Genomic DNA, 25,711 nt, shown 5'->3' with positions numbered 1-25,711 from the left:
AACATATTTATCAATTTTAAAATAATATAACATAATATGTCAAAAGCAATTTCGCAAGTACCATTTGCAGTAAACGAGCCGGTAAATTCTTACGTACCGGGATCTCCAGAAGTTAAAAGCCTTATCGCTACTTACAAAAAGATGTGGGCTGAGAAGACAGAAATTCCAATGATTATCAATGGCAAGGAAGTAAAGTCTGATGAGAAAGTTCAGCTTCAGTCTCCTCAGGATCACGCTCACGATTTCGGGTTTTACTATAAAGGTACGATGCAGCATGTAGATGACGCTATCAACGCGGCACTGGCAGCTAAAAAAGAATGGAACGAACTGGGCTGGGAACAGCGTGCAGCTATTTTCCTGAAGGCAGCTGACCTTTTGGCCGGACCTTACAGAGACGTAATCAATGCAGCAACCATGATCGGGCAGTCTAAGAACGTACACCAGGCTGAAATAGATTCTGCCTGTGAATTCATCGATTTCTTAAGATTCAATGTAGAATTCATGACTGAAATGTATTCTGAACAGCCGGTTTCCGACAGCGGAATCTGGAACCGTGTAGAGTACAGACCACTGGAAGGGTTCTGTTTTGCAGTAACTCCATTCAACTTTACAGCGATTTCCGGAAACTTACCGACTTGTATGGCAATGCTTGGAAACGTTGTCGTTTGGAAGCCTTCTGACAAGCAGGTTTATTCTGCTAAAGTAATCATGGATGTATTAATTGAAGCGGGTCTTCCTGCAGGGGTTATCAACATGGTTTTCACAGACGGAAAAGAAACTGCTGAGAAAGTATTGGCACATCCTGATTTTGCAGGTCTTCATTTCACAGGTTCTACGAAAGTATTCCAGGGAATGTGGAAAATGATCGGCGATAATATCCATAATTACAGAACATATCCAAGAATTGTTGGGGAAACCGGAGGAAAAGACTTCGTGATCGCTCATCCTTCTTCCAATGTGGAGGCCGTGGCTACTGCTTTGGTAAGGGGATCTTTCGAATATCAGGGACAAAAATGTTCTGCAGCTTCAAGAGCTTATATTCCTAAATCTCTTTGGGCTGATGTGAAAAAAGTAATGGAAACTCAGATGAATTCTATCAAAATAGGTTCTCCTGAAGATCCGTCAAACTTCGTTAACGCAGTTATTGACAAAAATTCTTTCGAAAAGTGTAAGGGATATATCGACAGAGCAACTGCTTCCGGTGAGGCTGAAATAGCAATTGGTGGAAAAGTTGATGATTCTAAAGGATGGTTTGTACATCCTACCGTAATTGAAACTACGAATCCTCATTACGAAAGTATGGTAGAAGAGATCTTCGGACCTATCTTATCTGTATATGTATATGAAGATCAGGACTGGAAAGAAACTTTAAAATTAGTAGATTCTACTTCTCCATATTCATTGACAGGTTCTGTTTTCTCACAAGACCGTTATGCAATCAATGAAGCCTTCAAAGCGTTGGAAAATGCATCAGGTAATTTCTATATCAATGACAAACCGACAGGTGCGGTAGTAGGCCAGCAGCCTTTCGGAGGAGGAAGAGCTTCCGGTACCAATGATAAAGCAGGTTCTAAAATGAACTTATTAAGATGGACCTCCGTAAGAAGTATCAAAGAAACTTTTGTTTCTCCAAAAGATTACAAATACCCATATCTGGGATAAAAGTTATAGTTATAAATTGTGAGTTATAGATGATAAATAATCAGTAATAAGCAATGAATAATAATCATAGAGCCTCGAAATTATATTTCGGGGCTTTTTTATTAATGATCAGATCTAATTTCATTATTCACAGCTTTCTTCTAATCATCTATAATCTTTTACCATTGTTTTTTTTCTAACAAAGTTTAACAAAGTTTATCTATGTTTTAATATTTTGAACGGCCGGTTAGGAATAATTATTGAACTTTAAATAACAACATCAAAAATAAAATATTTATGAAAAAGTTTTTGTTAGCAGCCATAGGTTTAGGAATAATAGTTGTGAGCTGCGGAACCAAAGAATCTTCTATGTCATCCAACATTAAGGATTCCACTGCAGTAAGCAATACCCAAACCGTAACGCCTAGTGCAAAGGATTCAACAAAGATGACTACTGATACGGCCAAGATCAAAATAGATTCATCGGCAACCGTACCTCTATCTAAATAGATACAAACAAGTTTAATCCAAAAATGGAAAATCCGCAGATGAAAGCTCTGCGGATTTTTTTGTTTTTTTCACAATGTCATTTCATTATCTTTGCAAAAACAAAACAAAAACAATGATAAAAAAACTTTTATATGCCGCTACTCTTGTAGCAGGTTCCTTTCTATTTGGACAGGGTGTCAAATTTGAAGAAGGTAAATTTTCCGAAATACTCACTAAAGCAAAAAAAGAAAACAAATTGGTGTTTATTGATGCCTACACTTCCTGGTGTGCTCCCTGCAAGCTTATGGTTAAAAATATTTTTCCATTACAATCTGTTAGTGATTACTACAATACCCATTTCATTAGTGCAAAAATTGACATGGAAAAAGGTGAAGGTATTCAGTTAGCAAAAAAATATAAGGTAAATTCCTATCCCACTTATTTATTTATTGATGGAAATGGCGAAGTTATTCACAGAGGTTTAGGTTATTTTGAAGAAAAGGATTTTATCCAGCTCGCGAAAGATGCTGATGATCCCAATAAGAAGCTAGCTGTTTTAAAGAAGAAATTTGAAAAGGGTGAGAAAAGTCCAGAATTTCTAAACAATCTTGCTTCACTTGCAGATTCTTATGGTGACAAAGAACTCGCAGTAAATGCATTAAGAAGATATTTTGAGACTAAACAAGGAAAAGATTTTACAGAAAAAGACTTTAATTTTATTTTGTTTAATACTAAAACTACGGATGCTCCCACCTATATCATTTTTCAAGAAAGAAAAGATGACATTCTTCAATATATTTCAGAAGAAGAATACAACAAATCAAACAACCGCTTCAAATTAAACACTATTTCTAAAAAATCCTATAATCAAGATACCAAATTATTTGATGAAAAATACTTTTTATCTGAAGTTGGAAAAATAGTTGGAAACGCAGAGGCAGAAAAATATCTTCAAAAAGAAAAAGCAGAAAAAGCACTAAAAAATAAAGATTTTGCTACCTATGAAAAAATCTCTTTAGATTTATATAAAGATCCTTCAAAAGAAGATTCCGGAGAACTGGCTATGGCAGCATGGAATTTCTATGAAAAGGCAACAGATAAATTTTCTCTGGAAAGAGCAACTCTTTGGGCTCAGGAAGCTGTGAACAAGGGTGAAGACCCTATGAATACAGGTACTTTAGCAAACCTTTACAATAAAATTGGAGATAAAAAAAATGCTAAAATCTGGGCCGAGAAATCTATAGAGATAGCTACTAAACAATACGGAAAGGAAGCTGTAGATCCAGATATGATAAAGCTATTAGACAGTTTAAAATAATAAAAGAATGCAGAAATTCATAGAACTATGGATTTTTTTATTCCGAAAAATATGTTTCTTTAAAATTGCACTAGGATTTCTTATATTTGATTAATACTAAACAATTAAAAGAATTACTATGAAAAAATTATGGATAGGAGCTGTTCTGGGGATATTATTTTTAGGAAGCTGCGCCCAGAATAAAGAGAAAAGAGAAGCGTTTAAAGATGAGCACAATAAAGATTCACTGAGAAACAATATGGGAGATTCAGCGGTTGCCAACTCTGAGCCGGCTCCGGTAGCTAAAGATACTGCCAAAGTAAAAGCCGACAGTCTGAAAACAAAATAAAAAAACAAATCCGCAGCATACTGCGGATTTGTACTTAAAAAAACTTGACTGAAAAAAACCGGGCAATCAACCCCGATTGTATTATAAATAATTATTGCACCAGGTCAGATTACTAATTCTGATCAATAAAAAAATATTTACTATTTGTTACAAGAAAGCTTGAAGAAATTCTCTCAGCTTTGGATCCGTTGTTTATTATAAATGACACCGAGACCGCAACCGGCACAGCTGTATTGGATTTCTATCTTTTTAAAGGTGTTGATAGAAAATATAAATTCCAATACGGCCGCTGAAGTTGCCATCCGTTTAATTTTTACTAGCTTAAAAGTTTTCATGGTTAGCATAAAAATCAGAGATATTTACACTTCTAGTAATTTTAGTATTTAAATTTGAGCGCTGTTCTGCTTTATCGGAATGAAGATTAAAATATGAGTGACAAACCGCAGTATGTCTATTCCCATAAAGCTGGCGCAAAGATATAGATGTGAAGGCCTTACGTAAAACAATAGGTTAGCCATTTTCATGAAAATGAAAAGACAGAATACGTAAAAACATCTGCTTTTTAATTGTTTTCAGGAAAATGGGTATTTTTATCTGATTGATTTTCATCCAGATATTTAATATAGGCTGAAGGAGAAAAATCGGTCACCGCCTTAAATACTGAAGCGAATTTGCTGTGTGAAGAAAAACCGCATTCTTCAGCAAGGATACTTATTTTATACTGCCTGTATTTATCATCATTGATGAGCTTGTCTACAATATAATTAATTCTTAAACGGTTAACATATGTTTTGACATCCGTACATTTATGTCTATTGATCACATAGGACAGATACTTTGTATTGGTATTGAGTTCCGCAGCCAAAAATGATAAAGACATATTTTTGTTGTTGTATAACTCACCTTTTTCAAATTCCTCCAGAAGTTCCAGGAGCTTTGATTCGGTTTCGGAAGTCATCAGAGAGTCACTTCTTCGTTTATCATTTTCCCCTGCCCTGTCATCTACTTCTTCCACAGAAATATTTGGAAAATCAGAGTATTCCCTTTTTAAAGGTAAAGGCTCACTGCGTACACTGATCATCCGGAGTTGGGCCCTAATAATATTCCTGAATTTTGCACGCTGCTTTTTCTGTTTGGTTCTGAAGAAAACAACAATGGCAATCAGAGCCGCAAAGAGTACAATAATTGCTGCATTTTTAACAATACTGATCCGGGCACTTTTTTTACTGGGCTTAACTAGAATTTCTGAGCTTTTAAATGCAAACTCACGGTTTTTTGCGGTAAGGCTGTCATAGGCTCTTACATATTTTATGGCATACAGGGAAGCTTTAACGTTATCGCCTGTCCCTTCATAATAATCATTAATATTGGAATATACGGCTTTCTTAAGCTTAAGACTCCGCGAACTGTCCGCTATATTTTCTGCTTTTTTTAGATATATTTCAGCATCTTTCCAGTTTTTCTGCCTTAAGCGGATGCCGCCCAATCCATTATATACCAAACCCAGAACACAGCATTTATCTTTAAGGATTGATTCTGCTTTCCGGTAATTCTTTTCAGAAGTAACGTAATCTTTAAGCTTAAAATATATATCACCAAGAACTTGGTAAGAGGCTGCTACAGCCCGTTCATTATTCTGAATATTATCTTTTCCGAAAGAGTGTAATGAGTATTCGATATAATTAATGGCATCGGAATAATTCCCCTGTTCGATTTCATAATAGGCCATTTCCTGATTCAGCAGCCCCATTACCTCTCCTCTTTTTTGAGTATCGCTTATGCTTTTTGCTGCTTCCATACCCAGCAGCGTATATTTTTTCGATCTTTCAAAGAGACCAACCAGCCGGTACTCTTTAGCCAAAAACTCATTGACACGGCAAAGCCATTCTGCATCATCAATCTGCCTGAGCAGGGAGTGAGCATTTTCACCATAACATATGGACTTTTTGAATTCACCTGCTGAGTGATAAAGTTCGGCAGAAAGTAAAAGGCTTTTCACTTTGTCCAGAGGTTTCTGCGCCTTCATGTATAAGGAATCTGCTGTTTTTAAAGCTTCGGGAATATCTTTTTGTGTCACCTGAACAGATGTTCTTTCACAGATCTGGTCAAAATTGTATTTTTTCTGTGCCCAGATGGGGACAGCGGTAATGAACAAAAACAAAAGTTTTAGCAGACTCCTGGACATAAAAAAATAAATTATTATTTTGACTTTATAATAATTCATCATTCTCATGGGCTGTCTTTTTGTTTTTACAAAGCTACTAATATTTTATATTTTATTAAAATATTCTTCTATTATTTAATTTTTTAAACTAAAAAGTTTAAAACTATTTATTTTAATAACATTTCATCAATGATTTTCACTTTAAATAGACTTATTACATTTTAAAATAAAATTCTCAGTAAATATACATCAAAGATTAAAAACAGGTAAAACGGTTGTAAATAAAGGCTTTACAGCCGTTTTATGATTTTTTGGTAATGAGATAAAAAGCAGTAAAAAGCAAGGTTTGGCAAAAGTAAGGTTACTAAAACGTTACTTTTGAAAATAGAAACTAACATCTTTAAAATACTGTATTTCAGCTTTCTGCACTGTATTTCATATTGTTCCATAGCTCACATAAGTTTAATTTTATCATTAAGAATTGTGAGTATGGAAACGACAAAAAAATCAACATTTAAGGTATTATTCTACCTTAAAAAGAATGCCCCAAAGAAAAACGGAAAAGTTACGGTTATGTGCAGGATTACCGTAAACGGCACACAGTCTGCGTTCAGCACCAAACTGGATATTTCCGCACAGAATTGGGATTTGAAGTACGGCAGAGTCTTGGGGAAAAGCCGAGAAGCACAAGAGGTAAACGGAAAGCTTGATAAAATCCGTCTGGGTATTGAGGAGTGCTATTCCAAAATCCTAAAAAACGAGGGAACGGTCAATAGCACGAAGCTTAAAAATACCGTTCTCGGTATGGAGAACGGAGAACTGACCTTTTTCAAGTTCTATGAACAATTCCTTTCCGATTATGAAAAAAAGGTTGATAGCGGACTTCGGGTAAACGGAACATACAGTAAGTACAAAACACTTTTAAAGCATCTGCGGAATTTTGCCATTGTAAAATACGGCTATTCAGATGTACCCTTTAGCGACCTTAATTGTGATTTCGTACAGAATTTTGATTACTATCTGCGTGACGACCGAAGTTTAACACACAACTCCATTTGGTTGTATATGATTGGCTTTACCTCTGTCTGCCGATTGGCAAGGAGCAGAAAGCACCTTGCTTTCAATCCGTTCAGCGAATATAAAAATACCAAAAAGGATAAAGACCGTGGCTATTTATTACGGAATGAGTTGGAACAGCTTGTAATATTTGATTGCGACAAAAGAAAAGACGAACTGGTTAAAGACCTGTTTGTTTTTAGTTGCTTTACAGGGCTTTCCTATTCAGATATAAAAGGACTTAAAAATAGCAATATTCAGGATTTTTTTGATGGCAATAGATGGATTATCGTACGCAGAAAAAAAACGTCTACATCGTCTAATGTAATGCTGTTGGATATTCCCAAAATGATTATCCGTAAGTATGAAGGGCTTTCCAAGGAGGGAAGGATTTTCCCCGTACCTTGTAACACTGTATGCAATTATAGTTTACAGAGAACATCCAAACTTATTCCCTGCCTTGAAAACAAAAAGGTAACGTTTCACCTGGCGCGCCACACCTTCGCCACGCTCTTCCTTAGTGAAGGTGTTCCGCTTGAAAGTCTGAGCAAGATGATGGGGCATAAGAACATTGCTACTACACAGATCTACGCCAAAATACTCAACGAGAAAGTTGGTAAGGATATGCAGAAGGTATCGCAGAAATTTAAAGGAATGGAACGCTCTTTTGTTGCAAACCTGTAGAACGGTACAGCCCATTGTTTTTTAAGCAATGGGCTGTTTTTTAATTGACTGATACGGTTACAATTTTAAAGCATTCTTTTAATCGACTAACGCTGATAGTTATCTTCCAATACCTTGATAATATCCGACTCCCGGAAAAGGATTTTCCGTTCGAGCTTGATAAAGGGTATCAGTCCGTCATCTCTGTACTGTTGCAACGTCCGTTTGCTGATATGTAACATCTCGCAAACCTGTTCGCCTGACAGGTAGATTTCCCCTTTTATGAGTGGATGAAAATATTCCCTGATATACAGCAGTTCATTTTTGATACCTACCACAGCTTCCAGTAGAGCAAGCATATCTTCGTTTGAATTTCCAATCTGTTTCATTTCTTTTGCTTTTTTAATAGTCGCTCTCCCTGCATAAGTAATTCCACATCGGATAATCTGAAATACGTCTTCCGATTGATTTGCGTTGCTCCAAGAATACCTTTTGCCCTGTATGTCTGTAATGTCCGTTTGCTGATGTTCAGCAATTGGCAGGCTTCCTGTTGGTCGAGCCATTTTGTTGCCTGTTGCAATGCCTTGTATGGTGCAGTCATTTCCGAAATCAATAGATTTACTTCCTTTACTTCCCCATGCAATGCCTTTAAAATCTGAATGTCTAAAACTGTTATTTCCATATCTACATTATTTAAACCTCGAAAATAAAAGCTATTCACATAGATTATTGTAATGTTGCGTTCAATGGCAGTATTTGGCGTACAGATGCCAAATACTCGGCTATAATCTTAGTTTTGGTTTCTTACTTTTTGAACGGGACTGCTGCATTCTGATTTCATTGTCCATTTTTAAGGTAGGCTTTTTGTTGGTCTGTACAGTCAGGTTTTTTTCATCGTTTTTGAAATCCGAACGCATAACCGTTTTTGTTGCACCCATCACGCTTTCGTGCTGGACTGGTTGTTTTGGCGATTCAGTACGTTTGCCCCCGAACAGCGTGCCCCAATTTAATAAACCTTTTGCTTCCTTGAATTGGCGTTTAAAGTTTGTGATAAAATTGGAAATCGGGTCGCTCTGCTTATCAACCTGTATCAAAGGACTATGCTCTTTTTTTCTGATTTGTTCTTTCTCTTTCTGCTCTTTGTCAGGTATTACTTTTTGTGCCATAGGTTCAAAATTTGCCCCCAATATAGAACACAAGGGAATGTATTGTTTTCATTAGGCATTATGTGGCAGTATTTAGCTTATGTTGGCACAATATGAATGGAAAGTAATCCTCAAAACACTTTAAATTTTCCTTGCAAAGCCCTCGCACATTTAAAGAGTTTTTTACGGATAAGGGAAAGCATACCAAAAACACCCTATCTTTAGCCCTTACGTGTCTTTAGTAACCTTTCATTGATTGGAATGGATTAAAAAAAGAATAAAAAGGGAGCAAAGATAAGGCGGACAGCCACCGCACCACCCAACCAAAAGACTACGGCATAATGGCAGGGCAAATATGGTGGCTTCGCCGAGTGGTTGTGTTTGCCCTGCCACCCTTCGGGACTTATTCCGTTTCCTTTTGGTTTTTCCGCTTGTCCGCCTTGTTAAAATGGCTTTCTTTTTTTTCTGTTTTTTTCTTTTGGAAAATAATTTTTGATGATAGCAAGCAGGTAGGTCATATAGCTTCATACTGCTTATGGAGTACTTCAATCGATGTCCGGTACTTCAATGTATTGATTTACCCTGACTTCTTTTTCTTGTAGAAGTTGCAGAGCAAGAAAAAGAAGTAAAAAGAACACTACCTTTTAAGTTTGGATCTCACTTTTTATATCCAGTGATAAGGTTTATCTTTTCTATTAAGGTAACAGTACATTTCTTCTTTCTTAAGCTCAGGAAAGAATTTCAGGGCATCTTCAATCGCATAGTCGGGCAGGAAATAAATCTCGTCACGGATAGCCTCAATCACTTTTTCTCGGCCGTAAAAACGGACAATCTCATCTATTTCATCCTTACCACCACGTTCTACGATACGGGTGATGACAGCCAGATGAGCTTTCTGCCAGTCCAATTTATCTACATCCGTATCCCAAAAGAATTTAGGATGCAGATTTGGTTTCTGAGTGCTGTTTTCTACCTTTTTCATATAATAAATTTAGTCAATTTTACCAAACTGAACAAATATTTACCTGCGAAAACCACGACCTTTTTTCGAAGGTGTATGTTTATTTTCCTGCTTAGGGCTTATTCCAAATTTTCGTTCAGGATCAGCTACAGCTTGTTTCAAACGTTCGGACATCTTTACCCAATCTTTCTCTTTTCCTGTAATCATCGAAACATCGTATTCCTTTCTGATATTATCAAAATACGAAAGTGCGTAACCTGCCAAAAAAGCGTTACCATCATATTTTTTTTCATAAGCCTGAAGATAATATTTCAGGGGCTTGTCATTAAGAAGAAAATACATATCTACAAAATCTTTCAGCCTCTGACCGCTTTGAAAAATGGCATGTAGTTTCATTGCCCCTATATCTTCATTTGAGATCATACGGACACCTTCTGTTTGCTCAACAGGATTTAACAGAGGATATTTGTGGGTAACAATATCTACTTTTATATCATCGATATAAGTAAGCACTGTATTATTGAACAACCTGCTTTCAGCTTCTTTTGCACCATAGGTATTTTGTAAGTATCTGAGCATTGCTTGTGAATCAAAACCTTTTGTTGTGAACAAGTCTATATCAACCGATAAACGATGTCCCAAGCGCAAGGCTAATGCAGTTCCACCAACCAAAATATACTCTTTCAACTTTTCATCTTTCATGAGCTTTTGGAGAAGTTCCCACATCTCCGTGCTGACCGTTTCTTTATACAACATGACACACTTTTCCGGAAATTAATCCCGGAATCGAGGCACGACCTCAAACTGGCATCGGGTGGCAGTGTTTGGCTTTAAGAGTACCTTGCTCTGTCAATACTCTTATAGGATAGGCTCGTTGTTCTTTCTGTTAAAATCTGCAATGATCTCTTTTTCAAAGAGACTGAAATGATGTTCCAGTATATGGTGCAGATAAGTGAACAGGCTTATTTTATCTTCACCCACTATTTGCAGGATGCGCGTGATCCTACGGTGAAAATCAGGGTGGATGTAAACTACCTTGCCCTTGCTTCCCGAAATATTCCTTCCCTGCAAAAAAAGAGTTTCATAATTATTTTGTACGGTGCGCTTGGATTTACCCTTTAAAACGGTAGACATCCCATTGTTACCGGAAGCGCCCGAAGAGGTATTTTCTTCATTCTGTATATCACTTTCCACTTCAGGAACTATTGCTGCTACCGGAGAAGGTTCAGCAGGTTCAAGTATTAAATCTAACATTTCGGTATTGCTTATTTCGGGCAGGGCTGGCTTTTTCTTTTGGTCTGGTTTCTGTTCTTCCATGATGATATGATTTTTTAAAGGTTGATGGCATTTTATATGTAATCATTTGGGTATTGCTCCACAGATTTATTCAGCTGTTGCTGTATAACATGATGTATTTGTTGAACTGTATCTTCTTTTTATTGGTGCGGTTCAGTACTGATTTAAAAGTGTAGCTTTTACATTCTATATTCTTTTATTTCCACATCCTTTCAGCGATTTAATTCAGCAGAGGTTTAAAGATGTACCCATTCCTCTTTTTACTCTTTTATTTCTTTACTTCTTTATTTTTTTGGTTCTGTGCCTATTCATTTATCTGAATATGCAGATACAAAGGAAATATCAATTTCCTAACCTACCGAAAAACAAACCCTGTTTGGCTTCATTTGGCATTAAATGGCATCATTTGGCTTGGGTTAAAACAGCTGTTATTCAGCTGCTGCTTCCTAAATTTGAATTGGAGAATGGGTTCTTTATCCCTGCTAAAATAATCCGCCTTAAAGCGGATTATCCTTTCACCGGAAAGGAGCAAGTTATGTTTTGAGCAGCTCGGAATGAATTCCGCTGCTCAAAACCTTGCCCTGCCGGGGGCTTGAAACCGGCTCCGAAGTCGCCGGTTTTTAAAATACTTAATAATGGATTGATATGGAAGAAAACAATAACAACAGGCCAAAGAAAGGCGGACGTAATCCTAAAAATGATCCTGCCGTATTTCGTTATTCTATTAGCCTGAATGCTCAGGAGAATGCAAAGTTTCTTTCTCTCTTTGAGCAGTCCGGAATGAAAGTCATGGCGCATTTCATCACCGCCTGCATTTTTCAGCGGACCATTAAGACCGTAAAAATTGATATGGGAGCTATTGATTACCATACACGCTTAACAGATTTTTACGGACAGTTTAGAGCAGTGGGTGTCAATTACAACCAGGTAGTGAAGATATTGTACCGTAATTTTTCTGAAAAAAAAGCAGCGGCTTACCTCTTTAAACTGGAAAAAGAAACTGTAGAAATGGCAAAGCTATTCCGGGAAATTATTCGTCTGACGCAGGAATTTGAAGAAAAACATTTGAAAAAAGATCATTAAAATGATTGCAAAAGTAGGAAAAGGTGAGAATTTAATGGGTGCGCTAAGCTATAATCAGCTAAAAGTAGATAAGGAAAACGGGAAAATTTTGCTTACCCACAAGATACCGGATACTGTAGATGGTATTTATACTGTTGGTCATTTGTACCGTTCTTTTGAGCCCTATCTCCTTGCCAATAACAAAACAGAAAAGCCTGTTTTACATATTTCACTCAATCCTGATCCCAAAGATCAGGTCAGTGACGAAAAATTCAAGGCTATTGCCGAGGACTATATGGAGCAAATGGGCTACGGAGACCAGCCATTTGTAGTTTTTAAGCATACAGATATAGACCGAACTCATATCCATATCGTATCTACCTCTGTAGCTATCGATGGGAAAAAAATTTCTGACAAATATGACCGTCCCCGTTCAATGAAAATTTGCAGGGAACTGGAAACTAAATATCAACTTACCCCCGCAACGGAAAAAAGCACCTCAGTGGATGACCGGATTTTCAGCCCTGTAAACTATAAAAAGGGTGATATAAAAAGTCAGATTGCATCTGTCATCCGACATGTTCCAAAATATTACAGGTTTCAAAGCCTGGGCGAATACAATGCTCTGTTATCTCTTTTCAACATTACCTCAGAAGAAGTGAAGGGTGAATTGCACGGAATACAAAAACAGGGCCTGGTCTATTTTGCACTGAATGAAAACGGAGAAAAGGCCAGTAATCCTTTTAAAGCCTCCCTATTCGGAAAAAGCGCGGGATATACAATGCTTCAAGGCCATTTTGCTACTTCGGCAGAATCACTAAAAAAAGAACCCGTAAAAGGTGTAATTAAAAATACCATTGATCGGGCCATCCATAAGGCAAAGGACGAGAAAGATTTTAAAAAACAACTCTTGGATCAGGGTATTAATACGGTTGTACGCAGGACCTCTGAGGGACGAATCTATGGGATCACCTTCATTGATCACCGATCTAAAACGGTTTGGAATGGTTCACGTCTTGGTAAAGAATTTTCTGCGGGTATTTTCAATGAATGGTGGAACAATAATCAGAAGCCTGAAGTTAAAAATACGCAGGACGAAAAACCGCATCATCTTTTTAATTTCCCAGGTAAAGATGAACCGGATTTTGTTGAAGGATTGGGCGGATTACTACCGGTAAATAATGGTGATGATTTTGAAGAACATCTATTTGAAAACCAAATGAAGAAAAGAAAGAAACGAAAACCGGGACAACAAATGTAAATTACCATAAAGAAAGATGCCTAGATTACACCAGTCGATTAAAATTGTTGGTGGCGTTTCTAAAAGAAGAATATCTAAAAACCGTTTTTTTCATTTCTGTCAATCAACTTTACCGATATGGTTTTAGATTGTCCAGTGGGCTTCCGGAAACTTCGGATTAGAAAATGCTATAATGCCTTTTTATAAAAGTTAAATTATAGCTTTAATCTAGGTACTGATACTGAGCTGATTAAAATTACTTTTGTAAATTTATTCTCTAATAATATTTCACATGGATGTGTGATATAAAACTTTTACCATGAAAACCATTACTTACAACAACACAAAACTATATCTAATTTTAATTTTTGCTTCATCTTTTCGCGTTTTCCTGCATGGCAAGCCTCAATTTCTCCTACATGCACTACTATCATCGACATTTTATATTAGCGTTGTTATGAATGTTAGTATATTATTATTGCTTATCATTTATATACATACAATTACTACGTGGCTTGACGAAAAATTAGATTGGAGACGAATACCTGTTGAACGGTCTTTAGTGCAGTTTGGGCTTGGTATAGTTATTCCGGTCATAATACTGCTTTTACTCATTTCAAAATACGCTCAGACTCTCGACCAGAATATTATTGAAAATGGCTTTTTACTGATCGAATTTCCATTTCTTTTATCTTTTTTTATCTTTTTGAATGGATCTTATCTTTTTTCTTATCTGGTACTAACTGAACCTTCGTCAGTAATTAATTTCGATAATCATTACAATCTACACTCTAAAAGTATAGGAACATCAACGTTGACCATACAATATAAAGGCAATGATCTGGAATTTGATATATCCCATGACATACTATATTTTTACCGTTTTAGAAAACAGGTGAAATTTATTGCATTTAATGGAGAAGAGTATCCTGTTAAAAAAACGCTTGGAGCTGTAACAGACCAGCTCAAAGATTACAACTTCTTACAGATCAATCGCTCGGTTGTGCTGAACTTTAGCATGGTTGAAGGGTACCGACCCGGTTTGAAAAGAAATACGCTTGAACTGATCTTTAAAAATAAGTATTCCCATCTTTTGGAAAATCAGAATATGAATCAATTTGTAGTGACAAAAGAACATATTTTGAAAATTACTCGTTTTTTTAACACGTTTTAACAGAAAAATTCATGCTATTTCATGTCCATTTCATGTTGTTTCATATCCTTTTTATGTCATTACGCACCCGGTGCGAAAAAACACAGCCCCTGTTCATAGGCTTTCAACGGCTGTCCTTATGTTTTTTCGCACCCTTTATGTCACAACCTATTGACTTGTACGTTTTTAATGTTATAGATTTACAATCAGATAGATAACGAATTGAATTGGCAGCTTCACTATCACAATAATGCCGTGTCTGCCCATCTGAACATTTAAAACCAAAGCCATGCGAAACAAATAAATTGCCTAGCGTAATCATTTAGGCAACCCCCGAAATAATTATTGAAATCGATTCATTATGTACCCGATATGCGATGCCACAGGAAAACGGTCTTTGCCGTCTCTGGATCAGGCAGTAGGTTTAATGTATTTCTTCAGAAAGGTAATAGTTAACAAGCTAACTGGAAAACGCATCAAGCACCGGAGAGGAAAGCCAGTACAAATAAGGGCGTACCCATGTGATTATTGTAAAGGCTACCACCTGACCAAATGGACACAGCAAAGATTCAAAAAAGCCCCACAACATGAATAACAGGGAGGTGCTCCGGCATGATCACTGATTTCTGGGCAAGGCGGTTACGGCTGATGTACAATCAGACCGATGCAATGGTTCCGTTAGGGAATTAAATTTTATAAACAATGTTTAACCCTTTTCAGATTGCAAAAGTAAAACATAGACAACTACCCCCGTCTGTGCCTTTTCAATTCATTCACGGTAATATTTTATTGCCAAAATCTTAACCATAAAACAAATAAAATGAACACATTAAAAACTGCCGTTACAGCATTAGTTATTGCTGGCGGCACAATCGCAACATTTGCATTCACAAGATCAGATAACAATAATGAGAGATTATCTGCACAAACCGAACTTCACTGGTTTAGTCCTGGTGGCAGCTATTTAGGAGAAAAAACAATTGCCGAACAGGAAGCTGAATGTCCAGGGAGTAATTTTACTTGCGCTAGAGGATATGACGATGAAAATAACGGGGCTCCGGTAGGACCGGTTCGCTATACAGCTCAAAAGGCACAACCTTAATTAAGATTGGGGAGCTGCTGTTGCAGCTCCCTTTTTTATTTTTTACTTAATACAATAACCTGCATATCGCGGTATTCTCTAGTAAGAATAAGTCCTTCTTTGTCTAATCCTAATATCAATTTATCAAAATCTGATTTTGCCTTTAGAGGTAAAGAAACACTTAATCGTTGCCTTTTATCTAGTCCTGTTTCATCGACGATGGCTAGAGGAAATAATGGCGTATCTCCATCAATCCAAATACTAAGCAAATTTTCAAGAGGCACATTATTTTTAATTGTGGAGTCCTTGGTTTCAATAAATTCTACTTTTGAATTAGGTGCAGATAGCCGAATTCCTTTACCTGCTTTTAATACAAGGCACTTCACACGTCTGTTTTCAATTTTAGAAGTTATTCCAAATTCAATATCTAAAATCTTTTTCATTTTATCTAAAGCTTCTTTTTCATTATTCCCCGGTATGATCTGGTCATAGGAAAAAAGATTTTGTTTGGTCGTATGATCAGCTTTAAGTTCTTCAATTCCTTCATACATTACTCTGCTTTTATGGAAATAGCTCATTCCGTCCAGCCCCAGATATGCAAGGGTATAGAGTTTGGAAAGTGATGAATTAATGGCCCTGATTCTATTTGTATTAGTTGTTTTGTCAAACAGCGGAGCAGTACTAAAAGACTGTGTTTCCTTTTGATAATTTCCGAGATAATAATAGGATTTCAACGCGGGGAAGCCTCGTTTTTCATCAATCTGGATGAGCGGACTGAGCACCTTATAGGTTGCAACATCTTCCTGTTCATTTTTAACCGGAAGCGATAATGTATCCCCTGCGATAAGTTTCCTTACATTCTCTTCATTAACATATTCAGGTGTTGTTATAGCAACGACTACGCCTTCTTTGCTGATCCACACATAATGGGGTATCTCGCGGTGGGGAAAGTATCTTTTCAGGAGCTGATCATCAGTAACAGAAGCAACCTTGATGCCGAAGTTCTTTTCATAGTTTATTAAAAACTTGCTGACGACTGTATTCTTATCACTCGTAACACCGATAATATCAAGATCCTTGGAAAACTTGTTTTTCAGGGAATCTGTTTTCGGAAACTGCGCGATACAAGGCGAACACCATGTCGCCCAAAAATCGAGAATAAGCGCCTTCCCTTTTTTATAAGAAAACTCCTCTTCTTTCCAGTTCACCAAAGACTTTGCTTTAATCGTTTCTACAGTATCACCTATCGCATAGACCTGTGCCTGGGCTTTAAAAATAAACAGGGCAGCTATTATTAGTAAAAGTGTCTTTTTATGCAAAAATTTTGGATTATTCATAACCTTGATTTTGTTTAATAAACGGATTTGAAAGAAGTACAGAATTGGGTATCGGATAGAAAAGATCGGTGGCAGTTATATCCGGCTGCTTAGCTTTTAAAACGTCTAAAGCGCGCCCTGTCCTTTTCAGGTCAAACCAGCGGTGTCCCCACTCGGCAAATAGTTCCGATTGACGTTCCTTCTCGATCAGCGTTACAATATTCTGAGCGTCACCGGTAATTTTAGCGAGCCCGGCTCTATCCCTCAACCTGTTAATATCATCAGCCGCCAGTTGATTGTTGTTTTGATGTGCATAAGCTTCGGCCCGTATCAAATATTGCTCTGCCAGTCTGAATACCTTATAATATTCTGAAACCGTTCCTATGGCAATGGCCTTATATTTTTGTGCGAAATGGTACGTTTTATTGCTTACAATTTTTGAAACTGTATATTGATTCCTTCTTACATCGCCCGCTTCAAAGCCATTTATTACATAATCTGTTAAAGCTATTTGACCCAGTGTGGAAGCAGAAGTGCTGAGGGGTAATAGCTGTCTTGCTTCAGTGGTGTTCCAAGAGGGCTGAACGGGCATAAGCTGCCAGATGGTTTCGTTCCCTTCGATAGAGAATATTTTATTGAGCGGATCAAGCGAATAGATGCCGGACTCAATCACTTCAGTGGATTTAGCCAATGCCAGATCCCACTGCTGGGTATACAGGTAAACCCTTGCCAAAAATGCCTGAACAGTTTTTAGATTGGGGCGTACTCTGTTGGAGGTAACATAGGAATCCTGTAGCAGCTTTTCAGCTTCAACAAGATCTGCAACAATCTGGATGTAAACCTCGCTCGATTTGTCTCTGCCTTTTTCGGTGCTGTGCCGATAGTCTGTGGAGAGGATAAGAGGAACATCACCAAAAATATTTACAAGATAAAAATAGACAAATGCTCTTGTAAATAGTGATTCTCCCAGGAGCTGTTTTCTAACACCGTTGGGTAACTGATCTGCTATTCTCAACTTTTCAATACAGATATTGGATTGGTAGATATTCTTATAAGCCCTGTCCCATATATTAAAATCCAATAGGGAATTTTTAGAGGTTAAAGAATTGGTCCGAAGTTCATTGTAGGAACTATTGGAGGTATTGGTGTTGTAAAACTCATCCGAACTGAGCCCTGTGAATACGGTTATGCCTCCCGATGAATACCACAATGAAGTTCCCATATATTGTGAATATATGCCAACTACGGCGGAAGTTGCTTTCTCGCTATTGTTAAATATATCATCTGCTCCTAATCGGTCATGCGGCGCGCCAACATCCAAAAACTTATTGCAGGAGGTCAAGCATACAGTTATTACCAGCATGATCACGGTAAGCACTTTTTTAACCACTCTTGTATGGTCATATGGTATCCTATTTCGTAATGTCTTTTTCATAATTTGATGAGTTAATAGTGTAACGCTATGCCCAATGTTAAAGAGCGCAATGGAGGTACTGCAAGTATATTTCCCTGCGTTTCCGGATCCCAGCCATTATACCTGGTAATAGTCAGCAGGTTCTGGCCTTGAATGAATAGATTACACGATCCGGCTGCAATTTTTTTTGACAACAAAGTAGGGAGATTATAGGATAATTCGAGGGTTTTAAGCCTTATAAAAGAAGCATCTCCAAGAACAGCATTGGATTGTAATACGTATTCATTGGCAATCCTGTACGCTTCACTGGAAGTGGTCGCAGAGACTTTTTGGACGGTAGTAATATCACCCGGGTTTTTCCATCTGGCCATCACGGCACTAGGCTGATTGAACATCATTCCGGGAAAACTTTGCGAGTTCGAATAGATCTCATTGAGGATGGTTGTTCCGGTCTGTTTTTTGAACTGGAAAAAAGCACTGATGGAAAATCCCTTATATTTTAAAGTATTAGACCAGCCGCCATAGAACTTAGGGTCTAACGTTCCCAAAACTGCGTAATCGAAATTATTTATTGTACCATCACCATTAGTATCCTGAAATTCATATACTCCGATTTGGGGATCCACACCCAATGATCTGTACCCATACATAACATTTAGGGATTCACCAATGACATATTTCGATTGATAAGCAGAGGTTTGCAGGTTTTCAAATCGTAACAACCTGTTTTTTGGAATTGTTATATTAAAGCCTGTTTCCCACTGAAAATTTTGATTTTTGAAAATCTTGATTGTAAGTTCTGATTCCCATCCTTTATTTTCGATAAGCGCAGGGAAATTCCTATTGATACTGAAGTGACCGGTCTGGGATGGGAGGATGTACTGGACAAGCTGGTTATCACTCCTGTTTAGGAAAAATGCTATATTCAAGAATATCCTTTCATTAAGCCACGCCGTTTCCAGTGCCGCTTCATATTTTTTGTTGACTTCCCATCCGTAATTGGGGTTAAATAGGCTGCTTGGATATAATGCTGTGCTTCTCTGGTAAGGGCGCCAGGTGGACCAGGTATCCAGATACTGATAATTGCCGATCTGGTCGTTGCCTGTGATCCCGTAGCTTGTCCTTAGTTTTCCAAAAGACAGTATGCTGTTTTTTTGTGAGAGAAAATTTTCATTTGAAAAGATCCATCCGGCACCAATGGCATAAAAATTACCCCATTGGTTATCAGACCCAAAACGACTTGATCCGTCTCTGCGGCCTGACAAGTTGATCAGGTATTTATTGTCCAGATTGTAATTAATCCGAGCAAAAGCTGCTGCGTATTTATACGGCGCATAGGAGTTAAATTGATTGCTCAGGATGGTTGCTGCTGCAAGCGACTTTAGCAGCTGGTCGCTGCTATAACCGGAAGCTTTAAGCGACTGCACCTCATTGAGGGTACTCTGCAAGCTCGCCCCCAGGGTGAAGTGCAGCGAGCCTCTTTGCCTTTTGATACTATAATCAATCTGCGGTTCTATGATCCAGCTGGAAAAAGAATTCGTGGAATATTGTGCGAATCCCTCATAATCATCCCCTGACGGGTCCTGCGTAGACAGAGGATCATACGACCTTTCATCTGCATTGAGGTCATTGTACCCAAAAGAGGTTTTGATATTCAGATTGTTGAGTAGGGAATAGGATACCTGCATTCTTGAAATCAGGTTTTTGCGATAGGAACTAAACTCCTTTTTGGTAAAAGCAACGGGATTGTAGAAGGAAGCACCATCCTGGCTCCAATTCAGATCTCCATCAGCATTATAAAGCTGGGGAAGGTTGGGAGGAAGGTTGCTGTAATAAAGAGCATTCCCATTAAAAAGTCTATTGGATTCAAGGGAATAATTGGTCGAGAAGGCGATTTCAAGCCTGTCCTGAAGAGCTTTATGATTAATATTGAGGTTAATAGTCCCTTTTTTATACCTTGAATCCCCGGTAAAAACAGTGGATTCCCTGTTAAAGCTTCCTCCTATTAAAAACTGGGTCCTGTTGTCACCTCCGCTCAAATTTACAGCGCTGTTCATGGTGCTCGCCGTCTGTCCCATAATCAAATCTCTTAGGTCAGTATACCTGTTTTTGTCCCATAGTAAAAGATCAGGCGCGTAAGCTTCGGTGCCGGGTGCAGAAGACGGAGTAATATTGTCATTTCTAAAGGCTTCTTCCCGAAGTGCCAGGTATTGCTCAGTGGTAAGCATGTTCATTTTTTTGGCAATGTCACTGTATCCCTGTAAGTGTCGGACATTGAACCGCGTCGCACCCGATTTTCCTTTTTTAGTACTGATAAGAACCACCCCATTGGCTCCGCGGCTACCGTAAATAGCCGTTGCATCGGCATCTTTTAGAACCTCTATGCTTTCAATATCATTCGGATTAATACTCGAAAAAGGGCTTAAGCCATTGGAAACAGAATTTTGGACGGCAATGTTGTTGTTATTAGGTGCAAAGGGTACTCCATCGATAATAAACAGGGGTTCTGAGCCCTGCGCCAGGGAATTCCTGCCTCTTATCTGGATGGAAAAAGTAGAACCGGGGACCCCATTATTCTGTATTACATCTGCTCCGGGAACACGTCCTATCATGGTGGCTAAAAGATTGGATACGGGCTGGCTTTCTATTTCCTTTGCAGATATTTTAGCCACCGATCCGGTATTTAGCCGTTTGGTTGTCGTTCCGTATGCAATAACCTGCACTTCGTCAAGCTTTGATTCACTTTTGATAAGGATAATCTTTCCTGCATTTTTTACACTGACTTCTTGTGTGATATACCCGATATAGGTAACCAGTAAAACAGCATTATCGGTTACATTATGCAGGGTAAATTTCCCTTCACTATTTGTACCGGTATGAACACCGGTACCCTTTACCGTAACAGTTGCTCCGGCCAAAGCCTGGTTATTTTCATCGGTCACGGTTCCGGTTACCGTCTGTTTTTTTAAAAAATCAGAAATTTGCTCTATAATTCCTTTTTCTTTTGGTTTTACCAGAATGGTTTGATCAATTACTTCATAGACTAGTGGCTGGTCCTTAAAGACTTTATCAAGGACTTCGGTCAGGCTCTTGTTTTTGAGGCTCAGTGTCACTTTGCCTGTCCTGCATAGAATGTTTTCGTCATAAAAAAAACTGTACCGGCTTTGCTTCTGTATTTTTTCAAATACTTTTTCAATAGGTTCCTGCTTTACGAAAATACTGATACTTTGCGCATGTACTGTTGCGGTTACTTTAAAACAGGATACCAGAATGAGCAGTGCAATGAGTTTCATAACCAGCAGGTGTTTGGTCAGGTGCTTTTGCCAATGGCCACAGCCGTAGCGAAGCATGTAAAAAATTTCATACATTTGTTTGTTGGGTTAGTTGATTTCTCTTTTAAACTGGATGATCTTAACGCCCCCAACTTAGCCGGCAGTACCCATCACAGTACTACCGGCATTTTTATGTTGGAAACGATCATTAACTATTACTAATCTTCTTTTTTATGGCATAGGCGGTCGGTGTTAATGTTTTTTTTACTATGGTGTTATAATCAGTGTTCTTCCCTGTGGATGGTCTTCTACCGTAAAATGGATGTCATTGAACCGGAACATTCTAAATAGTGTAGAAAGGCTTGTGTTCCTTGATACCCCGCCTGTAAACAGCCTGCGCGGTACTTCGCCATGAAATTCTACTTTAATATTGTACCAGCGCGCCACCTGCCTCATAATGGTTCTGAGATCAGCTTTCTTAAAATACATCATGCCGTCCTTCCACGCCAGTGCCGTCTGCAGATCAGCTTCACGAACTTGGAAATGCCCGTCTGCATATAAAGACTGCTCACCAGGCTTTAATATGATGGGTTTTTGCTTACCGCTGTTGTCCGACGGCAAAACCTTAACTGAGCCCTCTTCCAGAGTGGTTACAGTTTTGCCTTCATCTGCATAGCTGTTGATGTTAAAATGTGTTCCGAGTACTTCAACTTCCTGAGTGGGGGTCGCTACGACAAAAGGATGTTTTTTGTCTTTTGTTATTTCAAAGTAGGCTTCGCCGGCTACCAGTATTACTTTCCGCTTTCCCCGCTCTCTCAGGACAGCAGAATACTGTAACGTGGTGCCGGCGTTGAGCCATACTTTGGAGCCATCCGGCAGGATGACCCTGTACGTTTCGCCATTGGCGGTTGAAAGTGTATTGAATGAGGAAGGGTTTGCAGGCGGAAGGTCGTTCCCGTTTTTGGCACTGGAATACACCAGTTCGCCATTTGCCGTTTTGGCAATGCTAATGCCTGTTTCTTTTGCAATCAGCCCGTTGGCGGAACCCTCTAATATAAGGGTTTTCCCATTGGCAAGGGTAAGTGTTGCCTTCTGAGTGCCCGGTGCAATATCACCGATCGTTACAGTCTTTGGTATAGTAGTCCCAGGATGGCTGCCGATAAAATACACTGCCAGGGTTATTAACAGTAGTGCCGCTATTGCAGCAGCTATCCTTAGGTATGGGATGCGGGGTTTTGAAACAGCATGTATTTTTCTATTTAACGAATTTCTGACGTATGCGCCTACTTCTTCTATCTCACCGGCATTACCGGAAAAGTCTAACGGACTATTAAGCTCTTTTTCTATGAGTGCCTTCAGTCTGTCGCCCTCTTTATCTATCTTAAAATAGTGAAGAAGTGCAGTAAGTTCTTCTACGGTATATTTACCCGAAAGATACCTGCCGAAAAGATATTCGATTTCTGCTCTGTTATCCAAAATCTATGCTTTTATAGGTAATACAACCGAAACACATTTTCCGGGGACAAGAAAAAAAATAAATTTTAACAAACTGATAAAACAGCGAAAAACCTAATTAAGATGGTTCAATCCAAATGACACAGAAATGATAACGGAGGTGACAAATTCGGGATAACGGGACAGGCTTTCCTTAATAAAAAGATTGGCTCTTTTAATGTGGGTATGTATGGTGTTAGTGGATATGTTCAGTTCCTTACCTGCCTCTTCATAACTCTTTCCCTGCAATTTACAGAGTACAAAAACTTCCCGCTGCTTTTTAGACATCCTCTGCATGATTTCCCCCAGCATCTGCTCGTTTTCCTTTTCGAAAACCCGTGCCTCGATGTGTTCATAACCTACCTCTATAATTGGAAAAAGATAAGCCCTGTACTTTTCATCGTATGCAGCTTTTTTAAAGATATTGAAGGTATTGTTTGTGGCTGTTTTAAAAATATAAGATTTTAACGGTCTTTCAGTGTCAATACGGTCCCGATGCTCCCATACCGCCATAAAAGTATCCTGAACAACCTCTTTTGCCAGCTCAGTTGATTTTAGCAGCCGAATAAGATGGCCGGTTAAGCTTTGATAGTATTTATTGTAGAGAAGCTCAAAAGCAATATGATCCCCTTTCCGCAATCTAAGCAGCAGTTCCTTTTCATCGGTGGCAAGTGACAGCTTCATTATAAATACACAGTAAAGTTAAAATTTTGTTAAGGCAAAATCAAGTGATTGACAATTTAGATTATTAATAGATGTTAATATGTAAAAATAAGTGTATTGATTCCTTCATGTGAAGAAGAAATTGGATTACGCAATTTTCACTAGCATGATTATTATAATACGACATGTTTTGTCGCTATCCGTATCTACCTTTGTATTAACAAAAAATTAATAAGTAATTGTTTGTTGAAAATATTATATCTCACCGTAAAAACCACAAACAAAATATGGGGAAAACCCCATTGTAGTGAAATAAATTTTCTTTAAATTTAACTTTTTAAAATCGAAATACAATTGCCTATGAGAAAAACTTACTCAGGTGCACTTATCATGTGTGCTATTTCTACAATTTACAGCCAGGATATACTCTGGCAGAGAGACATTAAATCCTCCACGCAGGATTTTCTAAGCCAGGTTACCACAACCATTGACGGACAATATCTCATTTCGGGCAGTTCGATTCAATCCGGCGCTTTGACAAGCTCTGCGAGCGCAAAGCAGAACAACGGCTACGACTATCATTTGGTCACACTCAACCAGAAGGGTGAACTGGTTTGGGAAAAATATTTCTCAGGAAATAACCATGATTACTTATCTGCTTCCATCGCCACCCAGGAAGGAGGATTTCTTCTGGCGGGAACTTCTTATTCAGGGAAAGGTCTGGATAAGAAAGACGAGTCTAAAGGAGGTTCAGACCTATGGTTGATAAGGCTTAGCGAATTTGGTGATCAAATCTGGCAGAAAACTTTAGGGTCAGCATCCGATGAAGAAGCAAGATCAGTTATTCAAACTACAGATTTAGGATTCTTTGTAGCCGGAAATGTTCAGAATTCAGCTAAAGGCCACGGTTCAAAAGATGTTTTGATTATAAAACTGGACAAAGACGGGAAAGAACTCTCCCAGTCTATTTTAGGAGGAAAAGGATTGGATGAAGTTGAAAAGATGATTCCCACCAAAGATGGAGGAGCCTTGCTAGGGATCTATTCCAGGAGTGGTGTTGGAGGAACAAAAAAGACAGAGAACTACGGCGAAGGAGATTTTCACATTATCAAACTGGATAAAAATTGTAAGGTTCAATGGGAGAAAAACTACGGTGGTACAGCTGATGACCATTTGAGAACACTGGCTTTGACTTCAAATGGATATGTCATCGGTGGAGAATCCAGATCAGAAATATCCGGCAATAAAACGGTGGGAATAGAGGAAAAAACTGACCTTTGGCTGGTTGCCCTTGATGAAAAAGGCAACGAGCAGTGGCAGAAATCCTACAATTTTGGTGGCAGAGACGTTTTAATGGGAATGAGTGTTTTACATTCTGCTGATGACAAAAATACAAAGGGAGTATTGATTGGTGGCTACACGCAATCCGAAGAAAGGATTAAAGCTGATGATGAAAAGTTTTGGATGCTATATTTAGATCAAAACGGCAATGAACAGTGGCGTAAATACATCAAAGGCGAGTCCAGTAAGAGAGAAGAAAGGCTTTCAGACATCAAATTAAACAGAGATGGCTCGATCATTTTAGCAGGAACCAGTGCCGATACGCTTGGAGAAGAAAACTGGAAAATCATAAAACTGGGGGATAAACAGATCGACCAGTTGATCGAAAAACAGGACATCAAAATCTATCCTAATCCTGTTTCAGATTATGCTTACGTAGAAATAGGCCTTGAGTTCAAAGAGGCTGATATTATGCTGTATGATATGGGTGGAAGACAGCTTCAGAGCCTAAAAACTAAAAATAAAGTGACGAAGATTAATACTCAGAATCTAATTCAGGGAGCATATCTGGTGATGATAAAAACAGATTTGGGAAAAACAGCTAATGCTAAACTGATAAAAAAATAAACATAAATAATGAAAAAAATCTACATGTGTCTTATAAGCCTGGTAGG

23 protein-coding genes are annotated in these 25,711 nt (G+C 38.2%); 11 read left to right on the top strand and 12 right to left on the bottom strand.

The features are described 5' to 3' along the window. Positions 1-36: 36 nt before the first annotated feature. The 4 genes from pruA to DRF61_RS17425 all read left to right on the top strand — a co-directional run bounded on the left by pruA (position 37) and on the right by DRF61_RS17425 (position 3,776). Positions 37-1,662: an L-glutamate gamma-semialdehyde dehydrogenase gene (gene pruA, locus DRF61_RS17440; RefSeq protein ID WP_111959369.1), complete on the top strand. Its 1,626-nt coding sequence runs from the start codon at positions 37-39 to the stop codon at positions 1,660-1,662. A gap of 276 nt (positions 1,663-1,938) precedes the next feature. After that, positions 1,939-2,151, top strand: a complete 213-nt coding sequence (locus tag DRF61_RS17435; RefSeq protein ID WP_111959366.1) for a cytochrome C551 — start codon at positions 1,939-1,941, stop codon at positions 2,149-2,151. A gap of 112 nt (positions 2,152-2,263) precedes the next feature. After that, positions 2,264-3,448, top strand: a complete 1,185-nt coding sequence (locus DRF61_RS17430) for a thioredoxin family protein (RefSeq protein WP_111959364.1) — start codon at positions 2,264-2,266, stop codon at positions 3,446-3,448. Between the two features lie 118 nt (positions 3,449-3,566). Further along, entirely contained in the window at positions 3,567-3,776 is a 210-nt protein-coding gene (locus DRF61_RS17425; protein WP_111959362.1) for a hypothetical protein, read from the top strand. Positions 3,777-4,338: 562 nt separating this feature from the next. Here DRF61_RS17425 and DRF61_RS17420 read toward each other — a convergent pair. Beyond that, positions 4,339-5,931, bottom strand: coding sequence for a helix-turn-helix domain-containing protein (locus tag DRF61_RS17420; RefSeq protein ID WP_157963393.1), 1,593 nt, complete (start codon positions 5,929-5,931; stop codon positions 4,339-4,341). A 498-nt stretch (positions 5,932-6,429) separates the two neighbouring features. Here DRF61_RS17420 and DRF61_RS17415 point away from each other — a divergent pair, with 498 nt between their 5' ends. Beyond that, positions 6,430-7,680 carry a site-specific integrase gene (locus tag DRF61_RS17415; protein WP_111959357.1) on the top strand — a complete coding sequence of 417 codons (1,251 nt, stop codon included), beginning with the start codon at positions 6,430-6,432 and terminating at the stop codon, positions 7,678-7,680. A gap of 86 nt (positions 7,681-7,766) precedes the next feature. Here DRF61_RS17415 and DRF61_RS23030 read toward each other — a convergent pair whose 3' ends face one another. The 6 genes from DRF61_RS23030 to DRF61_RS17385 form a co-directional block, all read right to left on the bottom strand. Next, positions 7,767-8,018: a helix-turn-helix domain-containing protein gene (locus DRF61_RS23030; RefSeq protein WP_228452573.1), complete on the bottom strand. Its 252-nt coding sequence runs from the start codon at positions 8,016-8,018 to the stop codon at positions 7,767-7,769. A 26-nt stretch (positions 8,019-8,044) separates the two neighbouring features. Continuing rightward, positions 8,045-8,260, bottom strand: coding sequence for a helix-turn-helix domain-containing protein (locus DRF61_RS17405; RefSeq protein ID WP_228452571.1), 216 nt, complete (start codon positions 8,258-8,260; stop codon positions 8,045-8,047). Between the two features lie 181 nt (positions 8,261-8,441). After that, positions 8,442-8,825: a hypothetical protein gene (locus tag DRF61_RS17400; protein WP_111959353.1), complete on the bottom strand. Its 384-nt coding sequence runs from the start codon at positions 8,823-8,825 to the stop codon at positions 8,442-8,444. 643 nt (positions 8,826-9,468) lie between these two features. Continuing rightward, positions 9,469-9,786: a DUF6922 domain-containing protein gene (locus DRF61_RS17395; RefSeq protein ID WP_111959350.1), complete on the bottom strand. Its 318-nt coding sequence runs from the start codon at positions 9,784-9,786 to the stop codon at positions 9,469-9,471. A gap of 39 nt (positions 9,787-9,825) precedes the next feature. Further along, complete coding sequence (locus DRF61_RS17390) at positions 9,826-10,521, bottom strand: nucleotidyl transferase AbiEii/AbiGii toxin family protein (protein ID WP_111959348.1); 696 nt, start codon at positions 10,519-10,521, stop codon at positions 9,826-9,828. 102 nt (positions 10,522-10,623) lie between these two features. Then, complete coding sequence (locus tag DRF61_RS17385) at positions 10,624-11,082, bottom strand: DUF3408 domain-containing protein (RefSeq protein ID WP_111959346.1); 459 nt, start codon at positions 11,080-11,082, stop codon at positions 10,624-10,626. Positions 11,083-11,706: 624 nt separating this feature from the next. Between DRF61_RS17385 and mobA the strand changes: the two genes are divergently transcribed. From mobA to DRF61_RS17360, 5 genes are all read left to right on the top strand, one after another. Further along, positions 11,707-12,144 (top strand): conjugal transfer protein MobA, encoded by a 438-nt coding sequence (mobA, locus tag DRF61_RS17375; RefSeq protein WP_111959342.1) that lies wholly within the window; start codon positions 11,707-11,709, stop codon positions 12,142-12,144. Position 12,145: 1 nt separating this feature from the next. After that, positions 12,146-13,384 (top strand): conjugal transfer protein MobB, encoded by a 1,239-nt coding sequence (gene mobB, locus DRF61_RS17370; protein ID WP_111959340.1) that lies wholly within the window; start codon positions 12,146-12,148, stop codon positions 13,382-13,384. Positions 13,385-13,820: 436 nt separating this feature from the next. Beyond that, positions 13,821-14,537 carry a LytTR family DNA-binding domain-containing protein gene (locus tag DRF61_RS17365; protein WP_157963392.1) on the top strand — a complete coding sequence of 239 codons (717 nt, stop codon included), beginning with the start codon at positions 13,821-13,823 and terminating at the stop codon, positions 14,535-14,537. A gap of 340 nt (positions 14,538-14,877) precedes the next feature. Next, positions 14,878-15,111 carry a hypothetical protein gene (locus tag DRF61_RS22685; RefSeq protein WP_146896945.1) on the top strand — a complete coding sequence of 78 codons (234 nt, stop codon included), beginning with the start codon at positions 14,878-14,880 and terminating at the stop codon, positions 15,109-15,111. 225 nt (positions 15,112-15,336) lie between these two features. Further along, complete coding sequence (locus tag DRF61_RS17360; RefSeq protein WP_111959336.1) at positions 15,337-15,618, top strand: hypothetical protein; 282 nt, start codon at positions 15,337-15,339, stop codon at positions 15,616-15,618. 35 nt (positions 15,619-15,653) lie between these two features. Here DRF61_RS17360 and DRF61_RS17355 read toward each other — a convergent pair whose 3' ends face one another. From DRF61_RS17355 to DRF61_RS17335, 5 genes are all read right to left on the bottom strand, one after another. Continuing rightward, complete coding sequence (locus tag DRF61_RS17355) at positions 15,654-16,934, bottom strand: TlpA disulfide reductase family protein (protein WP_111959333.1); 1,281 nt, start codon at positions 16,932-16,934, stop codon at positions 15,654-15,656. After that, a complete protein-coding gene (locus DRF61_RS17350; RefSeq protein WP_111959331.1) occupies positions 16,927-18,348 on the bottom strand; it encodes a RagB/SusD family nutrient uptake outer membrane protein in 1,422 nt (473 codons plus the stop codon). Before DRF61_RS17350 ends, DRF61_RS17355 begins: the two co-directional genes overlap by 8 nt. Positions 18,349-18,359: 11 nt before the next feature. Then, positions 18,360-21,620, bottom strand: a complete 3,261-nt coding sequence (locus DRF61_RS17345) for a SusC/RagA family TonB-linked outer membrane protein (RefSeq protein ID WP_157963391.1) — start codon at positions 21,618-21,620, stop codon at positions 18,360-18,362. Positions 21,621-21,866: 246 nt separating this feature from the next. Further along, complete coding sequence (locus tag DRF61_RS17340) at positions 21,867-23,075, bottom strand: FecR family protein (RefSeq protein ID WP_111959327.1); 1,209 nt, start codon at positions 23,073-23,075, stop codon at positions 21,867-21,869. A 93-nt stretch (positions 23,076-23,168) separates the two neighbouring features. Beyond that, positions 23,169-23,777 carry an RNA polymerase sigma factor gene (locus DRF61_RS17335; protein ID WP_111959324.1) on the bottom strand — a complete coding sequence of 203 codons (609 nt, stop codon included), beginning with the start codon at positions 23,775-23,777 and terminating at the stop codon, positions 23,169-23,171. 339 nt (positions 23,778-24,116) lie between these two features. Between DRF61_RS17335 and DRF61_RS17330 the strand changes: the two genes are divergently transcribed. Then, complete coding sequence (locus tag DRF61_RS17330) at positions 24,117-25,664, top strand: T9SS type A sorting domain-containing protein (RefSeq protein ID WP_111959322.1); 1,548 nt, start codon at positions 24,117-24,119, stop codon at positions 25,662-25,664. Positions 25,665-25,711: the final 47 nt, after the last annotated feature.

It is taken from the genome of Chryseobacterium lathyri (assembly GCF_003290185.1).
Taxonomy (GTDB): Bacteria; Bacteroidota; Bacteroidia; order Flavobacteriales; family Weeksellaceae; genus Chryseobacterium; species Chryseobacterium lathyri.
This window is presented reverse-complemented; position numbering and strand designations above follow the sequence as displayed.